This window comes from Shinella zoogloeoides (assembly GCF_033705735.1).
GTDB classification, from domain to species: Bacteria; Pseudomonadota; Alphaproteobacteria; order Rhizobiales; family Rhizobiaceae; genus Shinella; species Shinella zoogloeoides_A.
This window is the reverse complement of the sequence record NZ_CP131130.1, coordinates 3,047,578-3,072,480: the sequence shown is the minus strand read 5'-3', so window position 1 is coordinate 3,072,480 and position 24,903 is coordinate 3,047,578. Positions and strand designations below refer to the sequence as shown.

General features: G+C 65.7%; 25 protein-coding genes and 1 tRNA gene. 11 read left to right on the top strand and 15 right to left on the bottom strand.

Annotation, left to right across the window (positions count from 1 at the left end; translation table 11 throughout):
- The first annotated feature begins 160 nt into the window (after positions 1-160).
- Positions 161-736, top strand: coding sequence for a ribosome maturation factor RimM (gene rimM, locus ShzoTeo12_RS15280; protein ID WP_119257830.1), 576 nt, complete (start codon positions 161-163; stop codon positions 734-736).
- A 1-nt stretch (position 737) separates the two neighbouring features.
- Positions 738-1,433 (top strand): tRNA (guanosine(37)-N1)-methyltransferase TrmD, encoded by a 696-nt coding sequence (gene trmD, locus ShzoTeo12_RS15275; protein ID WP_318910232.1) that lies wholly within the window; start codon positions 738-740, stop codon positions 1,431-1,433.
- Here the strand turns inward: trmD and ShzoTeo12_RS15270 are convergent.
- Positions 1,415-2,161, bottom strand: a complete 747-nt coding sequence (locus tag ShzoTeo12_RS15270; protein WP_318910231.1) for a sulfite exporter TauE/SafE family protein — start codon at positions 2,159-2,161, stop codon at positions 1,415-1,417. The genes trmD and ShzoTeo12_RS15270 overlap by 19 nt on opposite strands.
- A 297-nt stretch (positions 2,162-2,458) precedes the next feature.
- Here ShzoTeo12_RS15270 and rplS point away from each other — a divergent pair, with 297 nt between their 5' ends.
- From rplS to ShzoTeo12_RS15245, 5 genes are all read left to right on the top strand, one after another.
- On the top strand, positions 2,459-2,977 hold the full coding sequence (rplS, locus tag ShzoTeo12_RS15265; RefSeq protein WP_119257827.1) for a 50S ribosomal protein L19: 519 nt from the start codon (positions 2,459-2,461) through the stop codon (positions 2,975-2,977).
- Between the two features lie 148 nt (positions 2,978-3,125).
- On the top strand, positions 3,126-3,923 hold the full coding sequence (locus tag ShzoTeo12_RS15260) for a basic amino acid ABC transporter substrate-binding protein (RefSeq protein ID WP_318910230.1): 798 nt from the start codon (positions 3,126-3,128) through the stop codon (positions 3,921-3,923).
- Positions 3,924-3,932: 9 nt separating this feature from the next.
- Positions 3,933-4,748, top strand: a complete 816-nt coding sequence (locus ShzoTeo12_RS15255; RefSeq protein WP_318910229.1) for an amino acid ABC transporter permease — start codon at positions 3,933-3,935, stop codon at positions 4,746-4,748.
- Between the two features lie 243 nt (positions 4,749-4,991).
- Complete coding sequence (gene leuC / locus ShzoTeo12_RS15250) at positions 4,992-6,401, top strand: 3-isopropylmalate dehydratase large subunit (RefSeq protein ID WP_119257824.1); 1,410 nt, start codon at positions 4,992-4,994, stop codon at positions 6,399-6,401.
- 71 nt (positions 6,402-6,472) lie between these two features.
- On the top strand, positions 6,473-6,985 hold the full coding sequence (locus tag ShzoTeo12_RS15245) for a histidine phosphatase family protein (protein WP_318910228.1): 513 nt from the start codon (positions 6,473-6,475) through the stop codon (positions 6,983-6,985).
- A gap of 58 nt (positions 6,986-7,043) precedes the next feature.
- Here the strand turns inward: ShzoTeo12_RS15245 and ShzoTeo12_RS15240 are convergent, their stop codons facing one another.
- Together ShzoTeo12_RS15240 and ShzoTeo12_RS15235 are read right to left on the bottom strand one after the other, a co-directional pair.
- Positions 7,044-7,874 (bottom strand): aldo/keto reductase, encoded by an 831-nt coding sequence (locus ShzoTeo12_RS15240; RefSeq protein ID WP_318910227.1) that lies wholly within the window; start codon positions 7,872-7,874, stop codon positions 7,044-7,046.
- A 108-nt stretch (positions 7,875-7,982) separates the two neighbouring features.
- Positions 7,983-8,528, bottom strand: coding sequence for a L,D-transpeptidase (locus ShzoTeo12_RS15235; protein WP_318910226.1), 546 nt, complete (start codon positions 8,526-8,528; stop codon positions 7,983-7,985).
- Between the two features lie 110 nt (positions 8,529-8,638).
- Here ShzoTeo12_RS15235 and ShzoTeo12_RS15230 point away from each other — a divergent pair, with 110 nt between their 5' ends.
- Together ShzoTeo12_RS15230 and ShzoTeo12_RS15225 are read left to right on the top strand one after the other, a co-directional pair.
- Positions 8,639-9,322, top strand: coding sequence for a response regulator transcription factor (locus tag ShzoTeo12_RS15230; RefSeq protein WP_119257820.1), 684 nt, complete (start codon positions 8,639-8,641; stop codon positions 9,320-9,322).
- A gap of 19 nt (positions 9,323-9,341) precedes the next feature.
- On the top strand, positions 9,342-9,797 hold the full coding sequence (locus tag ShzoTeo12_RS15225) for a cyclic nucleotide-binding domain-containing protein (RefSeq protein WP_119257819.1): 456 nt from the start codon (positions 9,342-9,344) through the stop codon (positions 9,795-9,797).
- A 223-nt stretch (positions 9,798-10,020) separates the two neighbouring features.
- On the opposite strand, the gene ShzoTeo12_RS15220 is transcribed toward ShzoTeo12_RS15225, so the two are convergent.
- The 6 genes from ShzoTeo12_RS15220 to tesB form a co-directional block, all read right to left on the bottom strand.
- A complete protein-coding gene (locus tag ShzoTeo12_RS15220) occupies positions 10,021-10,827 on the bottom strand; it encodes an exodeoxyribonuclease III (RefSeq protein WP_318910225.1) in 807 nt (268 codons plus the stop codon).
- A gap of 89 nt (positions 10,828-10,916) precedes the next feature.
- On the bottom strand, positions 10,917-11,591 hold the full coding sequence (locus tag ShzoTeo12_RS15215; protein WP_413251104.1) for an outer membrane lipoprotein carrier protein LolA: 675 nt from the start codon (positions 11,589-11,591) through the stop codon (positions 10,917-10,919).
- 97 nt (positions 11,592-11,688) lie between these two features.
- Positions 11,689-14,361, bottom strand: coding sequence for a DNA translocase FtsK (locus tag ShzoTeo12_RS15210; RefSeq protein WP_318910224.1), 2,673 nt, complete (start codon positions 14,359-14,361; stop codon positions 11,689-11,691).
- Between the two features lie 237 nt (positions 14,362-14,598).
- Positions 14,599-15,960 (bottom strand): ammonium transporter, encoded by a 1,362-nt coding sequence (locus ShzoTeo12_RS15205; RefSeq protein WP_318910223.1) that lies wholly within the window; start codon positions 15,958-15,960, stop codon positions 14,599-14,601.
- Between the two features lie 30 nt (positions 15,961-15,990).
- Entirely contained in the window at positions 15,991-16,341 is a 351-nt protein-coding gene (locus tag ShzoTeo12_RS15200; RefSeq protein WP_162911452.1) for a P-II family nitrogen regulator, read from the bottom strand.
- A gap of 207 nt (positions 16,342-16,548) precedes the next feature.
- A complete protein-coding gene (tesB, locus tag ShzoTeo12_RS15195) occupies positions 16,549-17,430 on the bottom strand; it encodes an acyl-CoA thioesterase II (protein WP_318910222.1) in 882 nt (293 codons plus the stop codon).
- A gap of 110 nt (positions 17,431-17,540) precedes the next feature.
- Here tesB and ShzoTeo12_RS15190 point away from each other — a divergent pair, with 110 nt between their 5' ends.
- A complete protein-coding gene (locus tag ShzoTeo12_RS15190; protein ID WP_318912461.1) occupies positions 17,541-18,761 on the top strand; it encodes a ubiquinone biosynthesis hydroxylase in 1,221 nt (406 codons plus the stop codon).
- On the opposite strand, the gene ShzoTeo12_RS15185 is transcribed toward ShzoTeo12_RS15190, so the two are convergent.
- From ShzoTeo12_RS15185 to ShzoTeo12_RS15170, 4 genes are all read right to left on the bottom strand, one after another.
- The gene (locus ShzoTeo12_RS15185; protein WP_119257813.1) at positions 18,758-18,946 is read right to left on the bottom strand and encodes a Trm112 family protein; all 189 of its coding nucleotides are present in this window, start codon (positions 18,944-18,946) and stop codon (positions 18,758-18,760) included. The genes ShzoTeo12_RS15190 and ShzoTeo12_RS15185 overlap by 4 nt on opposite strands.
- 10 nt (positions 18,947-18,956) lie before the next feature.
- Positions 18,957-19,637: an LON peptidase substrate-binding domain-containing protein gene (locus tag ShzoTeo12_RS15180; protein WP_119258006.1), complete on the bottom strand. Its 681-nt coding sequence runs from the start codon at positions 19,635-19,637 to the stop codon at positions 18,957-18,959.
- Between the two features lie 127 nt (positions 19,638-19,764).
- The gene (trxA, locus tag ShzoTeo12_RS15175) at positions 19,765-20,727 is read right to left on the bottom strand and encodes a thioredoxin (RefSeq protein ID WP_318910221.1); all 963 of its coding nucleotides are present in this window, start codon (positions 20,725-20,727) and stop codon (positions 19,765-19,767) included.
- 58 nt (positions 20,728-20,785) lie between these two features.
- Positions 20,786-21,295: a prolyl-tRNA synthetase associated domain-containing protein gene (locus ShzoTeo12_RS15170; RefSeq protein ID WP_318910220.1), complete on the bottom strand. Its 510-nt coding sequence runs from the start codon at positions 21,293-21,295 to the stop codon at positions 20,786-20,788.
- 217 nt (positions 21,296-21,512) lie between these two features.
- Between ShzoTeo12_RS15170 and ShzoTeo12_RS15165 the strand changes: the two genes are divergently transcribed.
- Positions 21,513-21,587 (top strand) — tRNA-Gly (locus ShzoTeo12_RS15165).
- Between the two features lie 174 nt (positions 21,588-21,761).
- Here ShzoTeo12_RS15165 and ShzoTeo12_RS15160 read toward each other — a convergent pair.
- Together ShzoTeo12_RS15160 and ShzoTeo12_RS15155 are read right to left on the bottom strand one after the other, a co-directional pair.
- Positions 21,762-23,666: a methyl-accepting chemotaxis protein gene (locus tag ShzoTeo12_RS15160; protein WP_318910219.1), complete on the bottom strand. Its 1,905-nt coding sequence runs from the start codon at positions 23,664-23,666 to the stop codon at positions 21,762-21,764.
- Positions 23,667-23,809: 143 nt separating this feature from the next.
- Positions 23,810-24,844, bottom strand: a complete 1,035-nt coding sequence (locus tag ShzoTeo12_RS15155; RefSeq protein ID WP_413251103.1) for an aldose epimerase family protein — start codon at positions 24,842-24,844, stop codon at positions 23,810-23,812.
- Between the last annotated feature and the right edge of the window lie 59 nt (positions 24,845-24,903).

Below are 24,903 nucleotides of genomic sequence, written 5' to 3'. Positions count from 1 at the left end.
CGACTTTTTGTGGAGACGGGCGGCGTGCTTCATGCCGCCCGTTTTCATTTGTCTGCCGCAATTCCGAACGCAAAACCGCTGCACACTTTTGCTGGAATTGCTCTAGGAGCCTCCGCGTGAACGTCGTAAGAGGCTTTGCAAGACCACACGGAACCGAACCATGGTGAAACTGGAAAATCCCGTCCTCATGGGCAGCGTCGGCGCGGCGCAGGGCCTGCGCGGCGAGGTCCGCGTGAAATCCTACACCATCGACCCGACCGCCATCGGCGATTACGGCCATCTCCACACCGAGGACGGCCGGTCCTTCGAGGTGCTGGAAGTGCGCGAGGCGAAGAACGTCGTCGTCGTGCGCTTCCGCGGCATCAACGACCGCAACGCCGCCGAGGCGCTGAACGGCCTCGATCTCTATATCGAGCGCGACAACCTGCCGGACGAGGAACTGGACGAGGACGAGTTCTTCTATGCCGACCTCGAAGGGCTGGAGGCCGTCGACACGACCGGCCGCAGCCACGGCAAGGTGACGGGCATCTTCGATTTCGGCGCGGGCGATCTCCTCGAACTCAAGGGGCCGGGCAAGCGTCCCGTGCTCATTCCCTTCTCCGAGGCCGCCGTGCTGGAGATCGACGTCGAAGGCGGGCGCCTGTTGATCGACGCCGTCGCCGCCGGCCTCGTCGATGACGACAAGGACGGTCCCGGCAGCCGCCGTCGCCGCCCGCCGCAGGGCGAGGGGGAGTGACGTGGCTTTCCGCGCCACCGTCCTGACGCTCTATCCGGAGATGTTTCCGGGCTTCCTCGGCCAGTCCCTCTCCGGCAAGGCGCTGGCGCGCGGCGACTGGGCGCTCGACTGCGTGCAGATCCGCGACTTCACCACCGACCGCCACCGCACCGTCGATGACACGCCGGCCGGCGGCGGGGCGGGCATGGTGCTGAAGCCGGACGTGCTGGCCAAAGCCATCGACCATGCCTCCGCGGGCGACGACCGACCGCGCCTATTGATGAGCCCGCGCGGAAAACCGCTGACGCAGAAGCGCGTGCGCGAACTTGCGGCCGGCGAGGGCGCGATCATCGTCTGCGGCCGCTTCGAGGGCGTCGACCAGCGCGTCATCGACGGGCGGCAGCTCGAGGAGGTCTCCATCGGCGACTACATCCTTTCGGGCGGCGAACCGGCGGCGATGATCCTCATCGATGCCGTCGTGCGCATTCTGCCCGGCGTCATGGGCAATGCGCTGTCCGGCGAGCACGAGAGCTTCGAGGGCGGGCTGCTGGAACATCCGCACTATACCCGTCCGCAGGTCTTCGAAGGCCGGGAAATCCCCGGCGTGCTGACCTCGGGCAACCACGCGGCCATAGACAGATGGCGCCGCGAGGAAGCGGAAAAGCTGACGCTCGAGCGTCGGCCGGACCTTCTCTCCGATCAACCCGTCAAGAAGTAATAGGCCGTCAGGGCAAGGCCGACGGCGACGACCAGCGCGCGGATCACCGGCTGCGGCACGCGCCGCGCCGCCCAGACGCCGGACCAGCCGCCGAGGCCCGCCGCCGGCACCATGACGGCGGCCTGCGGCCAGCCGACCACCTTGCCGCTGGCGAAGACGACGATGGCCATGGCCGCGATCACCACGGCGAGAAAATTCTTCAGCGCATTCAGCCGGTGATAGTCGCCGCCCTTGGTCAGCCCGAGCACGGCCAGCGTCATGATGCCCATGCCCGCGCCGAAGAAGCCGCCATAGATCGACGTGACAAACTGGCCGAACAGCCCGAGCGGCGTGACGGGCTTTTCCGGGCTGAGGGTCTTCGGCTTGAGATAAGGCCCTGCGGCGAAGACGGCGGTTGCGGCCAGCAGCAGCCACGGCACCAGTGCCCGGAAGGACTGGTTGGAGAGCGACAGCAGCAGCAAGGCCCCGCCGAGGCCGCCGACCAGCGAGAGAGCCCCGAGCTGGACCGCCTCCTTCCAGTCGGCGCGGATTTCGCGGGCATAGGCGAGCGAGGATGTGATATAACCGGGAAACTGCGTGATGGCGGAGGTCGCGTTGGCGAGGATGGGCGGCAGTCCGAGCATCGTCATCGCGCCGAAGGTGAGGAAGGTGCCGCCACCCGCGATGGCGTTGACGACGCCGGACAGGAAGCCGGCAACGAACAGAAAGATGGCGTCGGCAAAGGTCATGATGCTCCCCGGAGCGCCGGCAGGGCCGCGCTCTTCTCCCCGTAAGGGTGATAGCGTCACGCCAGAGGAGCCGCAAGGACGGGTGGCGACGGTCCCGCCGTCGATTCTTTGGCCGCAGGGGATGACAAGCCGCCTCGTTTGGTGTATTGGCCCGCACGGATTTGGGACTACCCAGCCGACCTGCAAGCAAAGAATGGCGAATCCGCTCCGTCCGGCAACGGACCAACCTGAGAGGCATGACCTCGAAGGCCACCGTCGAGCGCTCTGGCTGTTTCAGAAGAACCGAAGGTTAGACCGATGAACATCATCCAGCAGCTCGAAGCCGAACAGGCCGCCAAGATCGAAGCCAAGCGCCAGCTCCCGGAATTCTCCCCGGGCGACACCGTCCGCGTCAACGTGCGCGTCACGGAAGGCTCGCGTACTCGCGTCCAGGCCTATGAGGGCGTCTGCATCGCCCGTTCCGGCGGTGGCCTCAACGAGAGCTTCACCGTTCGCAAGATTTCCTACGGCGAAGGCGTCGAGCGCGTCTTCCCGATCTACTCGCCGCTCGTCGAAGGCGTCGAAGTCGTCCGCCGCGGTAAGGTCCGCCGCGCCAAGCTCTACTACCTGCGCGATCGTCGCGGCAAGTCGGCTCGTATCGTCGAGAACACCGGCACGCGCGCCCGCAAGCTGAACGACGCCGAGCGCCAGGCCATTGCCGAGGAAAAGGCACGTCTGGAAGCTGAAAAGGTCGCAGCCGCTCAGGCGCTTGCCGCCGAGAAGGCCGCCGCTGAAGCTGCCGAAGCCGCAAAGGCTGCGGAAGCCGCCGCCGAATAATCCGGCAGCGCATCCCGTCATGAAAGCCGTCGGCGCCAGCCGGCGGCTTTTTGTTTTACGGAGAAGCCTTGGCGCGCAAGCGGCATGCTTGCCTGCCGCCCTGCACCTGTGACAGTGTTTCGCCGCCACAATTCAGGAGCGTATTTCGATGTTGTCCCGCCGTGCCGTTCTCGCAGGCCTTGCTGCCGTTGCCCTCGCGCCCGCCATGGCATGCGCTTCGGACCTTCCCGACCTCGGCGGCAGGACCGTCGTGGTCGTCACGGAAAACGCCTATCCGCCGCTGCAGTTCGTCGATCCCAAGAGCGGCGAGCAGATCGGCTGGGAATATGACGCGATGAACGAGATCGCCAGGCGCCTCGACTTCAAGGTCGAGTACCAGAACACCTCCTGGGACGCGATGATCCAGGCCGTCTCCGACAACCAGTACAATATCGGCATGACCGGCATCACCATCAAGGACGACCGCAAAGAGAAGGTGGACTTCTCCGATCCCTACATGCGCTCGCAGCAGTTCATGCTGGTGCGCGCCGACGAGAACCGCTTTTCCGACACCAAGAGCTTCGCCGCGCTCAAGGACGGCCTGATCGCCGCCCAGCCGGGCACCTCGCCCTTCTACACCGCCGTCTACGAGATCCTCGACGGCAACGAGCAGAACCCGCGCATCAAGCTGTTCGAGACCTTCGGCGCGACGGTGCAGGCGCTGCAGGCCGGCGACGTCGACCTCGTCCTCACCGACAGCGTCGCGGCCAAGGGCTATGTCGATGCCTCGGGCGGCAAGCTCAAGGTGGTCGGCGAACCGCTCGGTACGGAGGATTTCGGCTTCATCTTCCCGAAGGGCTCCGACCTTGTCGCCCCGGTCAACGCTGCGATCGCCGCGCTCAAGGCCGACGGCACGCTGGACGCGCTCGATAAGAAGTGGTTCCTCGACTACAAGATGGGGGAGTGACGGGCGGCCATGGCTCCCGTTTCCCCCGGCGCGGCGAAGGGTGACTATCCCTGGTGGCTGGTCGCGCTCGCCGTCATCGCGCTGGCGCTTGCGGGCGTCATCGTCGCGAACGATCTCTACCGGCAGGTCTTCGGCGTGGTGCTGAAGGGATTGTGGGTCACGATCTTCGTGACTCTCGTCGCCTTCCTGCTCGCAACGCTGCTCGGGCTCGGCGTCGCGCTGATGGCGCTCTCCGAAAGCAAGGCGCTGCGCCAGGTCGCGCGCTTCTACACGGAGGTGATCCGCGGGGTGCCGATCCTCGTCCTCCTGTTCTACATCGCCTTCGTCGGCGCACCGGCGCTGGTGGCTGCCGTCAATTTCATTCTCGGCCCGCTTGTTGCTGCCGGCACCATGGAACCGGTGCAGGTGCGCGACCTCTCGCTGATGTGGCGGGCGATCATCGCGCTGATGATCGGCTATTCCGCCTTCATCGCCGAGGTTTTCCGCGCCGGCATCCAGTCCGTGGACAAGGGGCAGGTCGAGGCGGCCAAGGCCCTCGGCCTCTCGCGCTTCCAGCGCTTCCGCCTCGTCGTCTTCCCGCAGGCGATCCGCGTGATCCTGCCGCCGCTCGGCAACGATTTCGTGGCGATGGTGAAGGACTCGTCCCTCGTCTCCGTGCTCGGCGTCGCAGACATCACCCAGATGGGCAAGGTCTATGCCTCCGGCTCCTTCCGCTTCTTCGAGACCTATTCCATCGTCGCCTATGTCTATCTCTTCCTGACCATCGGCCTTTCGCTGGCGCTCCGGGCACTGGAAAAGCGGCTGAGGCGCGGCATCGCGCCTTGATTCTTCGCAATTGCCGAAAGGCGCAAAAATCGCTATATGCGGGTTCATGGAATCCAAGTTCGGATGCACGGAAAAGCATGTTGTCGTGCTGCAGGATCACAAGCGCCTGCCGGCACGCTTCTTTGCGCGTGTCTTCGGGGCGCTCATCAGCCGCCTATCCTGATCGCCGCTTCCAGACGCGATCCCGCAGCCATGCGCTGCGGATTTCCAGAACCCCCTCAACATGCCAGCGGATGAAGAGCCATGAGCGCACCCCGTACCCTCTACGACAAGATTTTCGACGACCACATCGTCAGCCGCCAGGAAGACGGCACCTGTCTTCTCTACATCGACCGTCACCTCGTCCATGAAGTGACGTCTCCCCAGGCTTTCGAAGGCCTGCGCATGACCGGCCGCAAGGTCCGCGCGCCGGAGAAGACGCTCGCCGTCGTCGACCATAACGTCCCCACCTCGCCGGATCGTCACCAGGGCATCAAGAACGAGGAAAGCCGCATCCAGGTCGAGGCGCTCGCGAAGAACGCGGCCGATTTCGGCGTCGAATACTATTCGGAAAAGGATGTCCGCCAGGGCATCGTGCACATCGTTGGCCCCGAGCAGGGCTTCACGCTGCCCGGCATGACCATCGTCTGCGGTGACAGCCATACCTCCACGCACGGCGCCTTCGGCGCGCTGGCGCACGGCATCGGCACGTCGGAAGTGGAACACGTTCTGGCCACCCAGACGCTGATCCAGAAGAAGGCGAAGAACATGCTGGTGCGCGTCGACGGGAAGCTTCCCGAAGGCGTGACGGCGAAGGACATCATCCTCGCCATCATCGGCGAGATCGGCACGGCCGGCGGCACCGGCCACGTCATCGAATTCGCGGGCGAAGCCATCCGCTCGCTGTCGATGGAAGGCCGCATGACGATCTGCAACATGACGATCGAAGGCGGCGCCCGCGCCGGCCTCATCGCGCCGGACGAGAAGACCTTCGAATATATCAAGGACAAGCCGCGCGCGCCGAAGGGCAAGGCGCTGGAAATGGCGCTCGACTACTGGAAGACGCTCTACACCGAAGAAGGCGCGCATTTCGACCGCGTCGTCGTGCTCGACGCGGCCAACCTGCCGCCGATCGTCTCCTGGGGCTCCTCGCCGGAAGACGTCGTTTCCGTTGAGGGCGTTGTGCCGAACCCGGATGATATCGAAGACGAGACCAAGCGTTCGTCCAAGTGGCGCGCGCTGGACTATATGGGCCTGAAGCCGGGCACGAAGATCACCGACATCGCCATCGACCGCGTCTTCATCGGCTCGTGCACCAATGGCCGCATCGAGGACCTGCGCGCCGTCGCCGCCGTCGTCGAAGGCAGGCAAGTGGCCCCCACCGTCAATGCCATGATCGTTCCGGGCTCCGGCCTCGTGAAGGAACAGGCCGAGCGGGAAGGCCTCGACAGGATCTTCAAGGAAGCCGGCTTCGACTGGCGCGAGCCTGGCTGCTCCATGTGCCTTGCCATGAACGACGACCGCCTGAAGCCGGGCGAGCGCTGCGCCTCCACCTCGAACCGCAACTTCGAGGGCCGCCAGGGCTTCAAGGGCCGCACGCACCTCGTCTCCCCCGCCATGGCCGCCGCCGCCGCGATTGCCGGTCATTTCGTCGATATCCGCGACTGGCAGTAAATCCAGGCGTTTGCCGATATGCTGAAAGGCCGGGAGCATGCTCCCGGCCTTTTCCTTTTAGGAGTATCCCGATGAAGCAGCTTCTCCTGCTCCGCCACGCCAAGTCCGCCTGGCCGGACGGCGTCCCCGACCACGACCGCCCCCTCGCCGACCGTGGCCGCCGGGACGCTCCCCGCATGGGCGCCTACATGGCCGAAACGGGCCTCCAGCCGGATTTCGCGTTGATCTCCTCCGCACGGCGCACCCAGGAAACATGGGCGCTGGTGGAACCGGCCCTCGTAAAGCCATGCCCCTCCCGCACGGTGCCGTCGATCTACGAGGCCGAGCCGCAGGCGATCCTCGCAGCGATCCGCGATGCGCCGGAGGAAAGCGAAAGGCTGCTCGTCATCGGTCACAATCCCGGTTTCGAGGATCTGGCAAAACTGCTGGCGCCGACAGGAGATGCGGATGCGATTAGCCGGCTAAGGATGAAATTCACAACGGCTGCTCTTGCCGTGATTGCACTGAACATCGAGCGCTGGGTCGAAGCCGCACCCGGCAAGGGCGGCCTCGAATCCTTCATTACGCCGAAGACGCTGCCATAAGGAGCGTCGCCATCTCGGGTATGATGGAACGGGCGGCCAAGGCCACCCGCTTTCCGCCTCAGAACGTCGCCGTCATCGGGTCCGGCCCGATGCGCTTGCCGTCTTTTTCCAGCGTCGCGAAGGTCGCCATGTCCTCGGCGTCGAGCTTGAAGTCGAAGACCTTGAAGTTCTCGGCGATACGCGAGGGCGTCACCGATTTCGGGATGACCACCAGCCCGTTGTCGATGTGCCAGCGGGTGATGACCTGCGCCGGGGCGCGACCATGCTTTGCGGCGACCTTGGCGACGACGGGGTTTTCCAGCAGCGTGCCCTGGCCGAGCGGGCTCCAGGACTGGGTGACGATGCGGTGCTTGTCGTGATAGGCGCGGGCCTCCTTCTGCGGGAAGTCCGGATGCAGCTCGATCTGGTTGATGACGGGGGTCACGCCCGTTTCGTCGATCAGGCGCTGAAGGTGCTCGGGATAGAAGTTGGAGACGCCGATGGAGCGGGCGCGGCCTTCCTTCTGGAGCTGGATGAAGGCCTTCCAGGTCGCCACATACTGGTCGCGCTTCGGCGCCGGCCAGTGGATGAGGTAGAGGTCGACATAGTCGGTGCCGAGGCGCTTGAGGCTGGCATCGAAGGCCTTCAGCGTCGCGTCATGGCCCTGGTCGGAATTCCAGAGCTTCGTCGTCAGGAAGATTTCGGAACGGTCGACGCCGGAGGCGCGGATACCCTCGCCGACACCTTCCTCGTTCTCGTAGATCGCCGCCGTGTCGACATGGCGATAGCCGGTGGCGAGCGCCGCCTTGACGGCAGTCACGGCCGTCTCGTTCGGGGTCTGCCAGACGCCGAGGCCGATCTGGGGAATGCTGTTGCCGTCGTGAAACAGGATTGTCGGTTGATCGCTCATCAGAATGTCTCCATGAAAAGGGATGGCGTGCTTGAACCCGAAGGGCTTCCCGTGGCGCCTTGCAGCCCGGCGACGGTCGAGGCAGATATAGGCGCGCCGCACGTCATTTCAAAGAACGCGAAGAACGGTTCCGCGCCGCAGATAGGGAAGAATGCGCAGCATGTCGCGCCGGGCGATGGCGACACATCCTGCCGTCGGCTCGTAGCCGGGACGGATGAGGTGGAAGAAGATCGCCGAGCCGGCATTGCGCCGGCGCGCCGACACGTTCCAGTCGAGCACGAGGCAGATGTCGTAGAGCTCGTCCTTGCGCGCCAGTTCCTCGTGGCTCGGCCGGAAGGGCGCGTTGACGGGCCGGTTGTAGCTCGGATGCTTCGGTTCATCGCACCAGAGCATGGACGGGCGGATGCGCGCCATCGGCAGGCCGGTCTTCGGCAGGGACAGGCGGTCGCCGCGCGTAAAACCGGAAAGAAGCGGCATGGCGGCAATGGGGGTCGCCCCGTCCCCCTCTCGCTTGCGACTCGTGCGGCCCGAGCGGCCGATGGCGGCGGGGATACGCAGCGGCCCTACCTGCACGATGGCACGGGTCTTGCTGCCTGGCGCGGGGCGCACGAGGATCGTCTTCACGCAATGTTCAGGAGATGTGATCCGGTTCATTTCCGTCCGCCATATTCGCGCCATGCGGCAACCTGATCGGCTAAGCCACAGGCGGGCTTGCCAAAAGCGCCAGTTCCCTTACTTTCCAGAGGAATGCCGAGAGGTAAAGCATGACATCCCGCACGATCCTACTTGTCGACGACGACAACGACCTTCGCGAGACGCTCGTCGAGCAGCTTTCGCTCTACGAGGAATTCGCGACGCTCGAGGAAACGACGGCCGGCAAGGGCATCCAGACGGCGCGCAGCAACCAGATCGACCTGCTCATCATGGATGTCGGCCTGCCCGACATGGATGGCCGCGAGGCGGTGAAGCTCTTGCGCAAGGGCGGCTTCAAGGCGCCGATCATCATGCTGACGGGCCATGACACCGATTCGGACACGATCCTCGGTCTCGAGGCCGGGGCCAACGACTATGTGACCAAGCCCTTCCGCTTCGCCGTGCTGCTCGCGCGTATCCGCGCACAGCTCCGCCAGCACGAGAGCAGCGAGGACGCCACCTTCACCGTCGGCCCCTATACGTTCAAGCCCGGCCAGAAGCTGCTGACGCTGGAAAACGGCCAGAAGATCCGCCTCACCGAGAAGGAGGCGGCGATCATCCGCTACCTTTACCGCGCCGACCAGAAGGTGGTGACGCGCGACGTGCTGCTGGAAGAGGTCTGGGGCTACAATTCCGGCGTCACGACCCATACGCTGGAGACCCATGTCTACCGTCTTCGCCAGAAGATCGAGCGGGACCCTTCCAATGCGGAGATTCTCGTGACAGAGAACGGCGGGTATAAAATCGTTCCGTAATCAGTAAGGAGCGCCCGACGTGGCTCTCAGCGACGACATCGCCCTTCTCTCCCGCGTGCCGCTCTTCGCCGGCCTTTCCGACGACAAGCTGCGGCTGATGGCCTTCGGCGCCGAGCGCCGGCGGCTGGTGGAAGGGCAGACGCTGTTTCGCGAGGGCACGTCCGCCGATTGCGGCTTCGTCGTCGCCTATGGCGCGTTCCAGCTGACATCCACGCTTCGGGACGGTTCGACGCGTAATGAAGGCACGGCGGGCGCCGGCACGCTTCTTTCGGAACTTGCCATGATCTCCGCCGTCGAGCGGAAATATACGGCGGTCGCGCTGGAGGACAGCGAGGTCATCCGCATCAACCGCCCACTCTTCCGGCGCATGCTGGAAGAATATCCCGACGTCGCCGTGCTGGTCGATGCGCGCATCCGCGAGAATCTTGCGGCGATGATCACCCGGATGCGGGGGCTGGCGGGCCGGTTTGCCTGAAACTCTGTAGCGGGCTGGATTGGCCCCTCACCCTAACCTTCTCCCCGCAGGCGGGGAGAGGGGACTGCCCCACGCGGTACCCGAAAGCCGGGAAAACGGCGCGTCATATCTCCTTCGCCCCGCTTGCGGGGAGAAGGTGGCCGGCAGGCCGGATGAGGGGCGGTTTCCGCAGGTGATCATCCTTGTCCGAAAGACGCCAGCGTGAAACCTCCCGCAAGCACCCTCAGAAATCGAATTCCGCGATAACCGGCACGTGGTCGGACGGCCGTTCCCAGCCGCGGGCCTCGCGGATCACCGAGATGTTGGTGAGGTGCGGGTCGAGATCGGCGGAGGACCAGATATGGTCGAGGCGGCGGCCCTTGTTGGCGGCCTGCCAGTCGGCCGAGCGGTAGCTCCACCACGTATAGAGCTTTTCCTCCGCCGGCACCTTGCGGCGCATCAGGTCCACCCAGGCCCCCTTCGTCATCACGTCGATCAGCCCCTCGGTCTCGATGGGCGTATGGCTGACGATCTTCAGGAGCTGCTTGTGCGACCAGACGTCATGCTCCAGCGGCGCGATGTTGAGGTCGCCGACGAGGATTGAGGAAATGCCCGCCTCGGCCTCCGCGTGCAGCAGCTTCATTTCCTCGATGAAATCGAGCTTGTGGCCGAATTTCGGATTGATCGTGCGGTCCGGCTCATCGCCGCCGGCCGGCACATAGAAATTGTGCAGGCGGATCGACTTGTTCCGGTGATGGAAGACCACCGAGACATGCCGCGCATCGCCGACGCCGCAATAGTCGCGCCGCTCGACGATCTCCGTCAGCGGCAGGCGCGAGACGGTGGCGACACCGTGATAGCCCTTCTGGCCATGCATGACGATATGCTCGTAACCGAGCGCCTTCAGTGGCTTTGACGGGAACTGGTCGTTCGGACACTTCGTCTCCTGCAGGCACAGGACGTCCGGCGAATAGGTCTTCAGGAAATGCTCGACGAGCGGCATGCGCAGCCGCACCGAGTTGATGTTCCATGTCGCGATCGAAAGTGTCATGCCGGCCCCCGGGAAATCGTCCGGGGGTCTTAAAGCATTTTGCCGGCGAGTGGAATCACTTCACGGCGCGCAGGAAGGCTTTCGCGCCGTCAGTTGCGGCCGCGGTTGCGGATTTCATCGTAGGGGATCGAGAAGACCTTGTCGTCGAGCGGCACGCCGGTCTTGACGTTGAAGATCATCACGGACGTGTCCTTGCCCTGGGCGTCGGTGATCGTCCACTGGCGCAGGTCATAGGTCTTGGGATCGAACATCATGGTGATGGTCGAATCGCCGAACACGCTCTTGTCGCCGAGGACGATGGTCGTCAGGTCCGCCTCCTCCTTCACGCCGCGCACCATCTTGGAGGAAAGGTCGATCCTGTTGGCGAGCAGGAGGTTCAGCGGCGTCTTGGAGAGCGGGTAGATGTCCCAGGTCTTGAGCTTGCGGTTGCCGATGACGACGGACTTGCCGTCGGCGATCACGCGCATCGGCGAGGGATCCTCGTAGTTGAAGCGGATCTTGCCGGGACGGTCGATATAGAACTTGCCGCCGGTCTGCTCGCCGCGCGGGCCGAACTGCACGAACTCGCCCATCATCGTCTTCACGGAGGCGAAGTGATCGGCGATCTTCTGCGCGGTGCCGCTCGCCTGCGCGGAGGCGGGCGCGGGCGCGAGCACCGAGAGGCCGGCCGCGAGCGTGAAGGCCAGAAGGCCGGTGAAGCCGCGGCGGGTCAGTGTGCCGGCCGGCCGGCCGTGTTCGGATCGGATCATGTCGGTCTCCTTCATGCGTCTGTCATGCGAGCCAAACGCGGCGCCATAATGGCACTGGCTCCTGACGTGAGACTTGCCGGAGAAAACGCCGCGGAAGGCCCCGCGTTCCCGGTCATCGTCCCGAAATTTCGTCTTCCGTCGGCACGAGGATCTCGCGCTTGCCGGCGTGGTTGGCGGGGCCGATCAGGCCCTCCTTCTCCATGCGCTCGATCAGCGAGGCGGCGCGGTTGTAGCCGATGCCGAGGCGGCGCTGGATATAGGAGGTGGAGGCCTTGCCGTCGCGCAGCACCACGGCCACCGCCTGGTCGTAGGGATCGTCCGAATCGTCGAGGTTGGCGGTGCCGGCCGGGCCGTGGCCGCCCTCGCCGTCCTCGTCGTCGTCCTCGGTGATGGCGTCGAGATATTGCGGCGCGCCCTGCGTCTTCAGATGGGCGACGACGGCCTCGACCTCGCCGTCCGAGACGAACGGGCCGTGCACGCGCTGGATGCGCCCGCCACCGGCCATGTAGAGCATGTCGCCCATGCCGAGGAGCTGTTCGGCGCCCTGCTCGCCGAGGATGGTGCGGCTGTCGATCTTCGACGTCACCTGGAAGGAGATGCGCGTCGGGAAGTTCGCCTTGATCGTGCCGGTGATGACGTCGACCGAGGGACGCTGCGTCGCCATGATGACGTGGATGCCGGCGGCGCGCGCCATCTGGGCGAGCCGTTGCACGGCGCCCTCGATATCCTTGCCGGCGACCATCATCAGGTCGGCCATCTCGTCGATGATGACGACGATATAGGGCATCGGCTGCAGATCGAATTCTTCCGTCTCGTAGATCGCCTCGCCGGTCTGGCGGTCGAAGCCGGTCTGCACGGTGCGGGTGATCGTCTCGCCCTTGGCGAGCGCCTGCTCGACGCGGCTGTTGAAGCCGTCGATGTTGCGCACGCCGATCTTCGACATCTTCTTGTAGCGCTCCTCCATCTCGCGCACCGTCCATTTGAGGGCGACGACGGCCTTCTTGGGATCGGTGACGACGGGGGAGAGGAGATGCGGGATGCCGTCATAGACGGAGAGTTCCAGCATCTTCGGGTCGATCATGATCAGGCGGCACTGTTCCGGCTTCAGACGGTAGAGCAGCGACAGGATCATGGTGTTGATGGCGACCGACTTGCCCGAGCCGGTGGTGCCGGCGACCAGCAGATGCGGCATCTTGGCGATGTCGGAAATGACCGGCTCGCCGCCGATCGTCTTGCCGAGCGCCATGGCGAGGCGGGCCTTCGAGGTCTCGAAATCGCGGCTGGCGATGAGTTCGCGGAGATAGACGGTCTCGCGGCTCTGGTTCGGCAGCTCGATGCCGATGGCGTTGCGGCCCGGCACGACGGCGACGCGGGCGGCGATCGCGCTCATCGAACGGGCGATGTCGTCGGCAAGGCCGATGACGCGTGAGGACTTGATGCCGGGCGCCGGCTCCAGTTCGTAGAGCGTGACGACCGGACCGGGGCGCACATGGATGATCTCGCCCTTGACGCCGAAATCCTCCAGCACGCCTTCCAGCATGCGGGCGTTCTGCTCCAGCGCGTCGGCGGAAAGCGTCGCGTCGCGCACCTGGCCCCTCGGCTCGGCGAGCAGGTGGATCGGCGGAAGCTGGAAGCCGTCCGGGCCGACGAAGGAGGTCTGCGCTTCGCGGTCGGCGCGCTGGCCGAGCTTCGGCCGCGCGGCGGGGGCGACGACGCGGGCACCTGCGGCAGGTTCCGCCTGGCGGGCCGGCGCGCGGCGCGGTGCCCAGTCGGCGGCGATGTCGTCAGCGTCCTCGTCCGGCAGGATGCCGCTCGGGCGGGCGAGCGGCTCGTCGCCCATGTCGAAGGGCAGGTCGTCGTCATCGAGCGAGATCGACGGTGCGGCGACGGCGCGGCGGCCGTCCATGGAGGGCTCGACGCGCTCGGCCGTGCGGCTTGCGGCGCGGGCGCGCACCGGCTCGTTCAGCGTGCCGAACTCGTCCTCGTTGAAATCGTAGGGCTGCTCGATGCCGCGCGCCCTGCGGCGCTGGTTCGAGAGGCCGAAGATGCGGCGCACGCGCGCCTGCCCGGTATACCAGGCATGGGTCATCGCGCCGGCAAGCACGGTGAGCGGGCCTTCACGCTCGTCGTCCTCGTCGTCTTCCTCGGCCACCGCGCGGGCGCGGCTCTGGGCCGGAGCGGGCGCATGGTCGTCCTCGTCATCGGCCGGGACGGCGCCGACGAGGCCGGCGCTGAACACCATCAGCCAGGCGGCGGGTACAGCGACGATGCAGCCGATGACGGTCGCGAACATGCCGGTGGGATAGGCGCCGGTGAAGAGCGCGGGGAAGCGCAGGATCATGTCGCCGAAGACGCCGCCGAGGCCGGTCGGCAGCGGCCAGGTCACGGGCCCCGGCACGCAGGCGAGCGCGGCGGAGGCGAGGATCGCGCCGCCGAGCCAGGCGACCGCGCGCTGCGGAATGCGGTGGAAGCGCCGGCCGCTCACCATCGCCAGTCCCCAGGCGACGACCGGCAGCAGCGCGATGACGCTGGCAAGACCGAAGAACTGCATGAAGAGATCGGCGAAGACGGCGCCCGGATAGCCGAGGATGTTCTTCGGCTCGCCTCCTGAGGCGTAGGAGAGGCTGGGATCGGAGACGTTCCAGGTGGATAGCGCGGCGATGGCGAGCGCCAGACCGGCGAAGATGCCGAGCCCGGCGAGGACCTGTATCTGCCGCAAGACGAATGCCGACAGAACGAAACGGTCGTGACGGTTGTCCAGTCCTGCCGAAATGCTTCTGCTCATGGTTCCAGCCTGTGCCTACACAAGGAAAATCGCGACGATCCGCATGATTCGCGAAAGGTGCCTGACTGCGAACCCTACGAAGGAAGGCTTAATGGCATGTTAACCATGCAGTGCCGCATCATGGTTTCCGCAGCGTAAACGAAAAAGACCCGGACCGAAGTCCGGGCCAGAGGCGGATATGGCGGACCATATCCGCGATGGATAGTTATGCGGCGGCCGGGCGGGCCGCCGCGGAGCTTAGGCGTGGTAGGCCGCTTCCCCGTGCGACGAGAGGTCGAGACCCTCGCGCTCGGCCTCGACGGAGACGCGCAGGCCCACGACCATGTCGACGATCTTGTAGAGGATCGCCGAGCCGACGGCGCACCAGACGATGGTGATGGCGACGGCGGTGAGCTGGGTCATGAACTGCGAGGCGATGGAGAAATCCGCGCCGCCCGTGCCGCCGAGCGACGGGGCGGTGAAGATGCCCGTGCCGAGCGCGCCGATGAGACCGCCGACGCCATGGACGCCGAAGACGTCCGCCGTATCGTCATAGCCGAACTTGTTCTTCACGACGGCGACGAAGAAGTAGCAGACCGGCGAGACGACGAGGCCGAGCACGATGGCGCCGAACGGGCCGACGGAGCCGGCAGCCGGCGTGACGGCGACGAGGCCGGCGATCATGCCGGAGGCGGCGCCGAGCAACGAGGCCTTGCCGCGGGTGAAGGTCTCCACCACCGACCAGGCGAGGATCGCGGCAGCCGTCGCGACGAAGGTGTTGACGGTGGCGAGGATCGCGCCGCCCGAGGCTTCGAGGTTGGAGCCCGCGTTGAAGCCGAACCAGCCGAACCACAGCATGGCGGCGCCGACGAGAGTGAGCGTCATGGAGTGGGGCGCCATCATGTCCTTGCCGAAGCCTGTGCGCTTGCCGACCATGATCGCGCCGATGAGGCCCGCGACGCCGGCATTGATATGCACGACGGTGCCGCCGGCGAAATCGAGCGCGCCCATCTTGAAGATCAGGCCGTTGCCGTCCCAGACCATGTGGGCGATCGGGAAGTAGACGAAGGTCGACCAGAGCAGCGTGAAGAGGATGACGGCCGAGAACTTGATGCGCTCGGCGAAGGCGCCGACGATCAGCGCGGGCGTCAGCGCCGCGAAGGTCATCTGGAACAGCATGAAGATATATTCCGGGATGACGACGCCGTCCGTGAAGGTCGCGGCCGTGCTCTCGACGGTGACGCCCGTGAGGAACACCTTGGCGAAACCGCCGAAATAGGCGCTCGTCGAGCCACCGAAGGCGAAGGAGTAGCCGTAGATCACCCAGACGATCATCATCATGGCGCCGATGACCGTGCATTGCATGAGGACGGACAGCATGTTCTTGGCGCGCACCAGGCCGCCGTAGAAGAGGGCAAGGCCCGGGATCAGCATGAAGAAGACGAGCAGCGTCGCGAGGAACATGAAGGCGGTGTCCGCCTTGTCCGGAACGGGTGCGGCGGCTGCGGCCTGCGTTGCGGCCGGGGCGGTTTCCTGCGCGAAGGCGGCGACCGGCGTCAGCAGGGCCGCCGCGGCTGCGGCCGCGCGGGGAAGGATACGGGTAAGCGTGAATGCAGACATGTTGAAAAGGCTCCCTGACAGGCCGTTTGCTTAAAGGGCTTCGGTATCGGTTTCGCCCGTGCGGATGCGCACGGCATGGTCGATCGAGTAGACGAAGATCTTGCCGTCCCCGATCTGGCCGGTCTTGGCGGCCGACGCGATCGCCTCGACGGCCTTGTCGACGACGTCGCCCGGCACGGCGATCTCGATCTTCAGTTTCGGCAGGAAGCTGACGGCATATTCGGTGCCGCGATAGATTTCCGTATGCCCCTTCTGGCGGCCGTAACCCTTCACCTCGGTCACGGTCAGGCCCTGGATGCCGACGGCGGTGAGGGCTTCGCGCACCTCGTCGAGTTTGAACGGCTTGATAATGGCCATTACGATTTTCATCTGGTTTCCCATCCTTCGTGCTTGTCCCCAGCCGGGGCCATCTCTCTGGCCGTTGGCAGCGCAACGACTGGAGATACACATTCAAGGGGCGTGCCAGATTCGAACGTCTTGGCTAAATAACTGAAATCAAACCGATAAAAATCGCAGGCATACTGCGGTTCAAAAATTCACCGCCGCACATGCTCAAAAAATAGTCGTCAATGGAATGGTGCGTAAAATTTAGGCGGTTGCCTTTTTCCGGATCAGCCCTTCCTGGGCAACGGAGGCAATGAGGGTGCCGGAGCGGGTAAAGATTGCGCCGCGCGTCATGCCGCGCGCGCCGAAGGCCGAAGGGCTGTCCTGGCTGTAGAGCAGCCAGTCATCGAGGACGGGCGGGCGGTGGAACCACATGGCATGGTCGAGGCTCGCCACCTGCAGCGAACGGTCGAGAACCGACGTGCCATGGGCGAAGAGCGAGGTGTCGAGCAGCGTCATGTCGGAGAGATAGGCAAGCACCGCCGCCTGCAGATGGCGGTCGGCCGGCACCGGCCCCGTGGTGCGCACCCAGATGTTCTGGTGCGGGTCTAGCTTCTCCGAGGAAAGATAGTGTTTCAGCGAGACCGGGCGCAGCTCGATGGGGCGCGGGCGCTCCCAGTAGGCGCGGATATGCGGCGGCGCGGCGGCCATGAACTGCGCCTTCAGCTCCGCTTCGCCGATGAGCTTTTCCGGCGGCGGCACGTCGGGCATCGCCGTCTGGTGCTCGAAGCCGTCCTCGTCGTCCTGGAAGGAGGCGGTCATGAAATAGATCGGCCGGTCGTGCTGGATGGCGACGACGCGGCGCGTGGCGAAGGAGCCGCCGTCGCGAATGTTCTCCACGTCGTAGATGATCGGGATGGAGGGATCGCCCGGCCGCACGAAATAGGCGTGCAGCGAATGCACGAAGCGGTTTTCCTCCACCGTGCGCGTGGCGGCGACCAGCGCCTGGCCGATCACCTGCCCGCCGAACACCCGCTGCCAGCCGACCTGCGGGCTTTCTCCACGAAACAGGCGGGTTTCCAGCCGCTCGATATCGAGCGTCCGAAGGAGAACATCCATGGCGGGATTGGCGGTCTGGCGCGACATTTGGACGTGGCTCCTCTCTTGGACCCGAGGTAGGAAAGCGTTTCCTCCTCCTCTATATAGGGGAAGGAAAGACCTCAAGCGCCGTGGAGACCGCCATGCCCGAAGCCCAGATGCTCGACGTCCTCGTCGCCGGCGGCGGCTATGTCGGCCTGTCGCTGGCCGTCGCCGTCAAGAAGGCCGCGCCGCACCTTGCCGTCGAGGTGGTGGATGCAGCGCCCGATCATGCCTGGCGCAAAGACGAGCGCGCCTTCGCCATCGTCGCCGCCGCGCGTAACCTGCTCGACGTGCTCGGCATCTGGAACGAGATCGAGCCGGAGGCCGAGCCGATCCGCCGGATGGTGATCACCGATTCGCGCACGGCCGACCCCGTCCGCCCCGTCTTCCTCACCTTCGAGGGTGCCGGCTCCGGTGACGACGGCCAGCCCTTCGCCCATATGGTGCCGAACCGCGCCATCACCGGCGGCCTGCTGAAGCAGGCGGAAGCCCTTGGCGTAGCAATTCGCTGGTCGACCTCCGTGGAAGGTTTTGCAACCGGCCAGCATTCCACCACCGTCACCCTGTCCGACGGCACGGAGCGCCAGACGCGTCTCCTCGTCGCCTGCGACGGCGTGCGCTCGAAGCTGCGCGACATGGCCGGCATCAAGGTGGTGCGCTTCGACTACGGCCAGTCCGGCATCGTCACCACCGTCGAGCACGAGCGTCCGCACGAGGGCACGGCGGAAGAGCATTTCCTGCCCGCCGGCCCCTTCGCCACCCTGCCGCTCACCGGCAACCGCTCCTCGCTGGTCTGGACCGAGCGCACGGAAGATGCCCGCCGCCTCGTCGAGAGCGACGATCTCGTCTTCGAGGAAGAGCTGGAGCGCCGTTTCGGCCACAAGCTCGGTGCGCTGAAGGTCGTCGACGGCCGCCGCGCCTTCCCGCTCGGCCTGACGCTCGCCCGCGCCTTCGTCGCCCCGCGCTTCGCGCTGGCGGGCGACGCCGCCCACGGCATCCACCCGATTTCCGGCCAGGGCCTCAATCTCGGCTTCAAGGACGTGGCGGCGCTGGCCGAGACCATCGTGGAGGCAGACCGTCTCGGCCTCGATATCGGCGCCGTCTCGGTGCTGGAACGCTACGAGACCTGGCGCCGCTTCGACACGGTCCGCATGGGCATGACCACCGACGTCCTGAACCGCCTCTTCTCCAACGACGTAACGCCCCTGCGCGTCCTGCGCGACGTCGGCCTCGGCGTCGTCGACCGCCTGCCCGGCCTCAAATCCTTCTTCATCCGCCAGGCCGAGGGCACCACGGGCGGAAACCATCCGCGCATGCTGGTGGGGCAGCCGATCTAATCCTTGATCTCCCGTGCCTCCGAGATCAGCATGATCGGGATCCCGTCGCGGATCGGGTAGGCGAGCTTCGCCTTTTCGGAGACAAGCTCGCCGGCCTTGGCGTCGTAGACCAGCCGCCCCTTGGTCAGCGGGCAGACGAGGAGTTCGAGCAGCTTCGGATCGACGCGGCTGGTGCTGGCATCCATGGGGCGAGTCCTATTGCAGGCGGGTGTCGACGTCGCCGTAGCTGCGCGCTAGGACGATTTCGGTGATCGCGATCAGCGTTTCCGCCCGCGTCTTGAGGTCCGGTGCCTCCAGCAGCGCCTGCTTTTCCGCCGGGCCGTAGGGCGACATCATCGCCATGGAGTTGACCAGCGTCATGTTGCTGGCGCGCTCGACGCTCTCCCAGTCCGCCTCCAGCTTGTTGGCGTCGAGATAGGCCTTGAAGGCGGAAAGCAACGCCTCGCGATCGACGCTCTGTTCGTCGTCGCCGGCCGAAAGGTCGGTGATGAAGGGGGCGATGCGGAAGCTGCGATAGGACTTGCCGCTCCGCACCTCCTCCAGCAGCCTGTAGCGGCAGATGCCGGTGAGCGAGACGATGTAGCGCCCGTCCCCGGTCTCGGCGAAGGAGGTGATGCGGCCGAGGCAGCCGACCTGGCAGAGCGCGGGCGTCTCGCCTGCCGGCTCTTCCGCCCGGTGCTCGCCGAAGACCGGCTGCACCATGCCGACCAGTCGGTGCGAGGCGAGCGCATCGTCGAACATGGAAAGATAGCGCGGCTCGAAGATATTGAGCGGCAGCTGGCCGCCGGGCAGGAGCAGCGCACCCGTCAGCGGAAAGACGGGAATGGCCTCGGGCAGGTCCTCCGGCTTCAGATAACGCGCATTTCCCACCTGCATGGCATTGCCTTCCCAATTCGCGGCGCGGCGAAACATCTCCCGCCCCTCGTCAGCGCGCCCTTTCCCGAATGTGGGGTAGGCGCGGCGTTTCTCAAGGGACGCCGCGCCCGTGGCCCTGAAAAAAGGCTCAGGAGAACAGGATCGACGACAGCTTGCGGCGGGCGGCGATCGTCGCCGGGTCCTTGGGACCCCAGACGTCGAAGAACTGCAGCAGTTCGCGGCGTGCGCCATCGTCGTCGAAGGCGCGGTCACGCTTCATGATGTGGAGCAGATGGTCGGCCGCCGCCTGGCGGTCGCCCTCCACATTGCGGATCTTCGCAAGGTTGAGCCGCGCGGCATGATCGTCCGGGTCCAGCGCCAGCGCCTGTTCGAGCGCGGCCGGATCGCCGAGCTTGCGGGCCTCCTCGATCTGGTCGAGCTTCCTGGCGACCGCCGCGATGGCCGGGTCGGCGGCAAGCGCCTCCGGCAGGTTGGCGAGCGCCTGGCGGGCATTGTCCGGCTGGCCGACGGCGATCATGCATTCGGCGATGCCGGCAAGTGCCGGGGCGTTCTCCGGGTCGGCCTGCAGCAGCGCGCCGTAGAGATCGGCCGCGCCGGCAAGGTCGCCCGCGTCGAAGAGCGTCTTCGCTTCAGCGAGCATCGCCTCGATCTCGGCTTTCTCGTCGGCGCCCGCGGGGCCGGCCACCTTGTCGATGAACTCGCGAATCTGGCTTTCCGGCACCGCGCCCATGAAGCCGTCCACCGGCCGGCCGCCGACGAAGGCGATGACGGCGGGAATGGACTGGATGCCGAGCTGGCCGGGAATGGAGGGATGGTCGTCGATGTTGAGCTTGACGAGCTTCACCCGGCCGGCGCCCTCGCGCACGACCTTCTCGATGAGCGGCTGGAGCTGCTTGCACGGGCCGCACCAGGGCGCCCAGAAATCGACGAGGACCGGCTGCTGGCGCGAGGCCTCCAGCACGTCGCGCGAGAAGTTCGCCGTCGTCGTGTCCTTGATCAGGTCATCCGCCGGTGCCGCCCCGCCATAGTTCGCCGAAACGTTCATCTGTCCGCCATAGGACGATGCATAGGGGTTGTCGCCTGCACTCATGGGTCTCTCCTGTGGCGCATGGCGCCGTCAAACGCGTGTCTGTGCCCAAAATCGTATGTCAGGCCGTGACTTTCAAGACAAGCGGCTCGTGCCCCGTCGCCTCGATGAAGCGCAGCAGGTCCTTCGAGCCGATCGAGGTGGTGGCGTCGTTGCGCAGCGGGTGGCAGTTGATCGTGTCGAAGGCCATCAGGTCCTGGTCGATGATGATCTTCACGTTCTTCCCCGCGTCGTTGAGGACGCCGAAGGCGGTGACGGCGCCGGGAATGACGCCGAGATATTCCATCAGCTTCTCCGGCTTGCCGAAGGAGACCCGGCTTGCCGCGCCGATGACGGTATGAATGGTCTTCAGGTCTACCGTCGCATGTTCCTCGACGGTCATCAGGAAGTAATTGTCCTTCTTGTCCTTCACGAAGAGGTTCTTCGTGTGGCCGCCGGGAATCTCGTCGCGCAGCGCGACGGATTCGGCGACGGTGAAGACGGGGGCATGCTCCTTCGTCGTGTGGACGATGCCCAGCCCGTCGAGAAACTGAAAGAGGTCCTTGTCCGTCTTCGGCTGCGCTTCGCTCATGTCCTGATTCCTGTCCCGAATAACTCCGCCCGCTGATTAGGACTTCGCCTGCCCGCGCGCAACCACCTGAGAAACCGGGGCCTGGCAAAGCGCTGCAATTTTTTCTTCAAAATCCGACATTTCCCTGTTGCATTTGAAAATGGCTTGGGCCATATACCGCCCGTCGCCGCAACGCAGCGACCTTCGGCCACAGACTACCCCAGGCCGTCGACGATGAGCGGGTGTAGCTCAGGGGTAGAGCACAACCTTGCCAAGGTTGGGGTCGAGCGTTCGAATCGCTTCACCCGCTCCATTCTCTCCAAAGTTTCGAAGCCTCGGTTCGCCGGGGCTTTTGTGCGTTTTGGCGCTGGGAAACCCGGGCGGGCGCTAGGGTTGGCCAGCGCTTTGGCTGTTTTAATACGGCTGTGACGATTTGCGTCGGAAGTCGCGGCCGGTTTTTGCCCGGCCGCGATTCGGCAGGTGAGGCTCAGGCGGCGCGGCGATGCTGCGTGGCGTGAGCGTGGCCCTCGCCGATATGGAACTGCGAGAGCGCCGTCTGGAGCTGGGCGGCCTCGCTGGCGAGGACCTGGCTCGCCGCGGTGGTTTCTTCTACCATGGCGGCGTTCTGCTGGGTCATCTGGTCCATCTGGTTGACGGCCGTGTTGATCTCGCCGAGCGCGGCGGACTGTTCCTGTGCCGCGCGGGTGATCGAGACGACATGGTCGTTGACGCGGTTCACGAGGTCCTTGATCTCGGAGAGCACGTCGCCGGTCGACAAAACAAGCGAAACGCCGCCCTTCACTTCGCCTGCCGAGGCGTTGATCAGCGTCTTGATCTCCTTGGCCGCATTGGCCGAGCGCTGGGCGAGCTCGCGCACTTCCTGCGCGACGACGGCGAAGCCGCGCCCCGCCTCGCCTGCACGGGCAGCCTCGACGCCGGCATTCAGCGCCAGAAGGTTCGTCTGGAAGGCGATCTCGTCGATCACCGAGATGATCTGGCTGATCTTCTGCGAGGACTGCTCGATGCGGCCCATGGCGTCGATGGCGCTCTTCACGATGTCGCCGGATTTCTCGGCGCTTTCCTTGGTCTCGCGCACGATCTCCGAGGCTTCCACGGCGCGGGCCGTGGAGGTCTTCACGGTCGTGGTGATCTCCTCGAGCGCGGCGGCGGTCTCCTCCAGCGAGGCGGCCTGCTGCTCGGTGCGGTGGGCGAGCTGGTCGGCGGCGGCGGAAAGCTCGCGGGAATTGCCGGTGATGGTGCCGGCGGTCGAGAGAATGCCGCTCATCGTGCTGCGCAGCGTCAGCATGGCGCCGTTGACGTTGGCCTGGAGCTCGGCGAAGTCGCCCTGGAAATGGCCCGCCATTTCCTGTGTGAGGTCGGCATGCGACAGCGAGGCGATGACGCGGCGCACTTCACTGACGCCCCGGTCGACATTGGCCACCAGTTCGTTGACGCTGCCTGCGAAGCGGCTGAGATCCTCGTCCTCGTAGGATTTGGTGATGCGGCGGGAGAAATCGCCGGCGGCAGCGGCGGCGACGATGGTGCTGATGTTGGACTGCAGGTCCTTGCTCTGCGCCTGAAGGGCCGCTTCCTGCGCCTCCATTTCGCGCATCTGCATCTCGTTGGCGCGGAAGACGTCGAGCGTGCGCGCCATGGCGCCGATCTCGTCCTTGCGGTCGGTGCCGGGAATCTCGTCGTCCAGCTTGCCGGCGGCAAGGTTCGACATCACGCCGGTCAGGCGCTGGATCGGCCGCACGATGCCGTTGCGGGCGAAGAGCATGCTCAGCAGCATGCCCGCGACGATACAGACGAAGGCGGTGGCGAGCAGCAGGACCTGCGTGTTCGCAGACCGGGAGATCGCGACGGCGCGGGAGGCCGAAAGGGTCTCGGCGGAGTAGTTGGTGTATTCCTTCAGCGCCGCGGTAACGGCCTTCTGGCCTTCCAGCGCCTTGTCGAGTGCGGCGTGGATCGCGGCGCGGTCTGCGCCGTTCTGCGAGGCGACGGCCACCATGGCGCGGATCTGGTCGAAATAGGGAACCAGCGCCGCGCGCACGCCTTCGAGCAGCTTCTGTTCGCTGGCATCGGCGGTCGAGGCGATCTTCGGCAGGCGGTCCAGCATCTCGCCGGCGCGCTTTTCCGTCTCGGCGGCAAAGTCCGCCGCCTTTTCCGGGGCGGTCGCCAACTGGTAGGTCATGCGGCTGATGGCGATGACGTCGATGCGCAGGTCCATGGCTTCGCGGGCGACTTCCTCGCGCGTGCCGGTGTCCTGAAGGGCCGCGCCGAGCGAGGTGAGGCCGCGGCTGCCGACGGTGGCGATGGTGCCGGCGGCGATGCCCATGAGGAGCACCAGGAAGCCGACTTTCCGGGAAATGGAGAGATCCGAGATTTTCATGGACAGGTGTCCCCTGGGGGCGACCGGCGCTGTCCTGGCGCGTTCAATCCCGCACGACCCGGCGTCATTTCGGGCCAATATGGCTCGGTTGTCCGCTACAAAAGTTTCGATTTCCTTGCGTTTTGCCAACCCGTTCGGGGTGGTCAACCCTTGCGGAAGACGTAGTCCGTTTCCTGCCGCAGCGTCTCGCCGGGGCGCAGGACCGCCTTCGGGAAGTTGTCGTGGTTGACGGCGTCCGGCCAGATCTGCGTTTCGAGGCAGAAGCCGGCAAAGGGGCCGTAGCGGCGGCCATCGAGACCGGGGACGGGCGAATCCACATAGGCGCCGGTATAGAGCTGCACGCCGGGTTCGGTGGTCAGGACCTCCAGCGAGACGCCGGATGCCGGGCTTCGCACGGCGCCGACGGGGCGCTTGGCCTGCCGTTCGGGCGAGAGGCAGAAGTTGTGGTCGAAGGCGACACCATCGGCCGCCTTCTGGCGGGAAAGCGGCGTCCAGTCCCTGAGATCGAAGGGCATGCCGGCGACGGGGCGGACCTCGCCGCTCGGGATGAGGTTCTCGTCGACGGGCAGGTAGTGATCGGCGGCAAGGCGGATCTCGTGGCCGAAGGCGTCGGCGCTGCCGTCGAGGATGAAATAGCTGTGCTGGCAGAGATTGACGGGCGTCGGCGCATCGGTCGTCGCCTCGTAGACGACAGAGAGCACGCCGTCGCCGGTGAGGCGGTAGGTGCAGGTGATGGAAGCGGTGCCGGGATAGCCGGCGCGTCCGGCGGGGTCCGTGACAGCAAGGGTCACGAAATCTGGGCCCTGATCGGCAATCCGCCAGTTCTGCTGGCCGATGCCGTCGCTGCCGCCGTGCAGATGCGTGATGCCGCGCTCGTTGCATTCGAGCTGGTAGGCGGTGCCGTCGATGGAGAAGCGGCCACCGGCGATGCGGTTGGCGCAGCGGCCGGGCGTCGCGCCGAAATAGGGGGAGTGGGCGCGGTAGGAGGGCAGGTCCGCGTAGCCTAGAACGAGCGGGGCATCGTGGCCCTGAAGGCGCAGATCCTGAATGACGGTACCCCAGGTGAGCACATGAGCCGTCAGCCCGCCGCCGGTGATCGTGATGCGCTCGACCGGCTCGCCGTTTTCCAGATGGCCGAAGATCCCGTTTCCTGCCCGCACCGCCCGTTTCCTCCGCATCCGGTTCATTGTGGCGGCAACGTGCCGTTATTTGCCGCCACCCGCAATCAAAAAGTCAT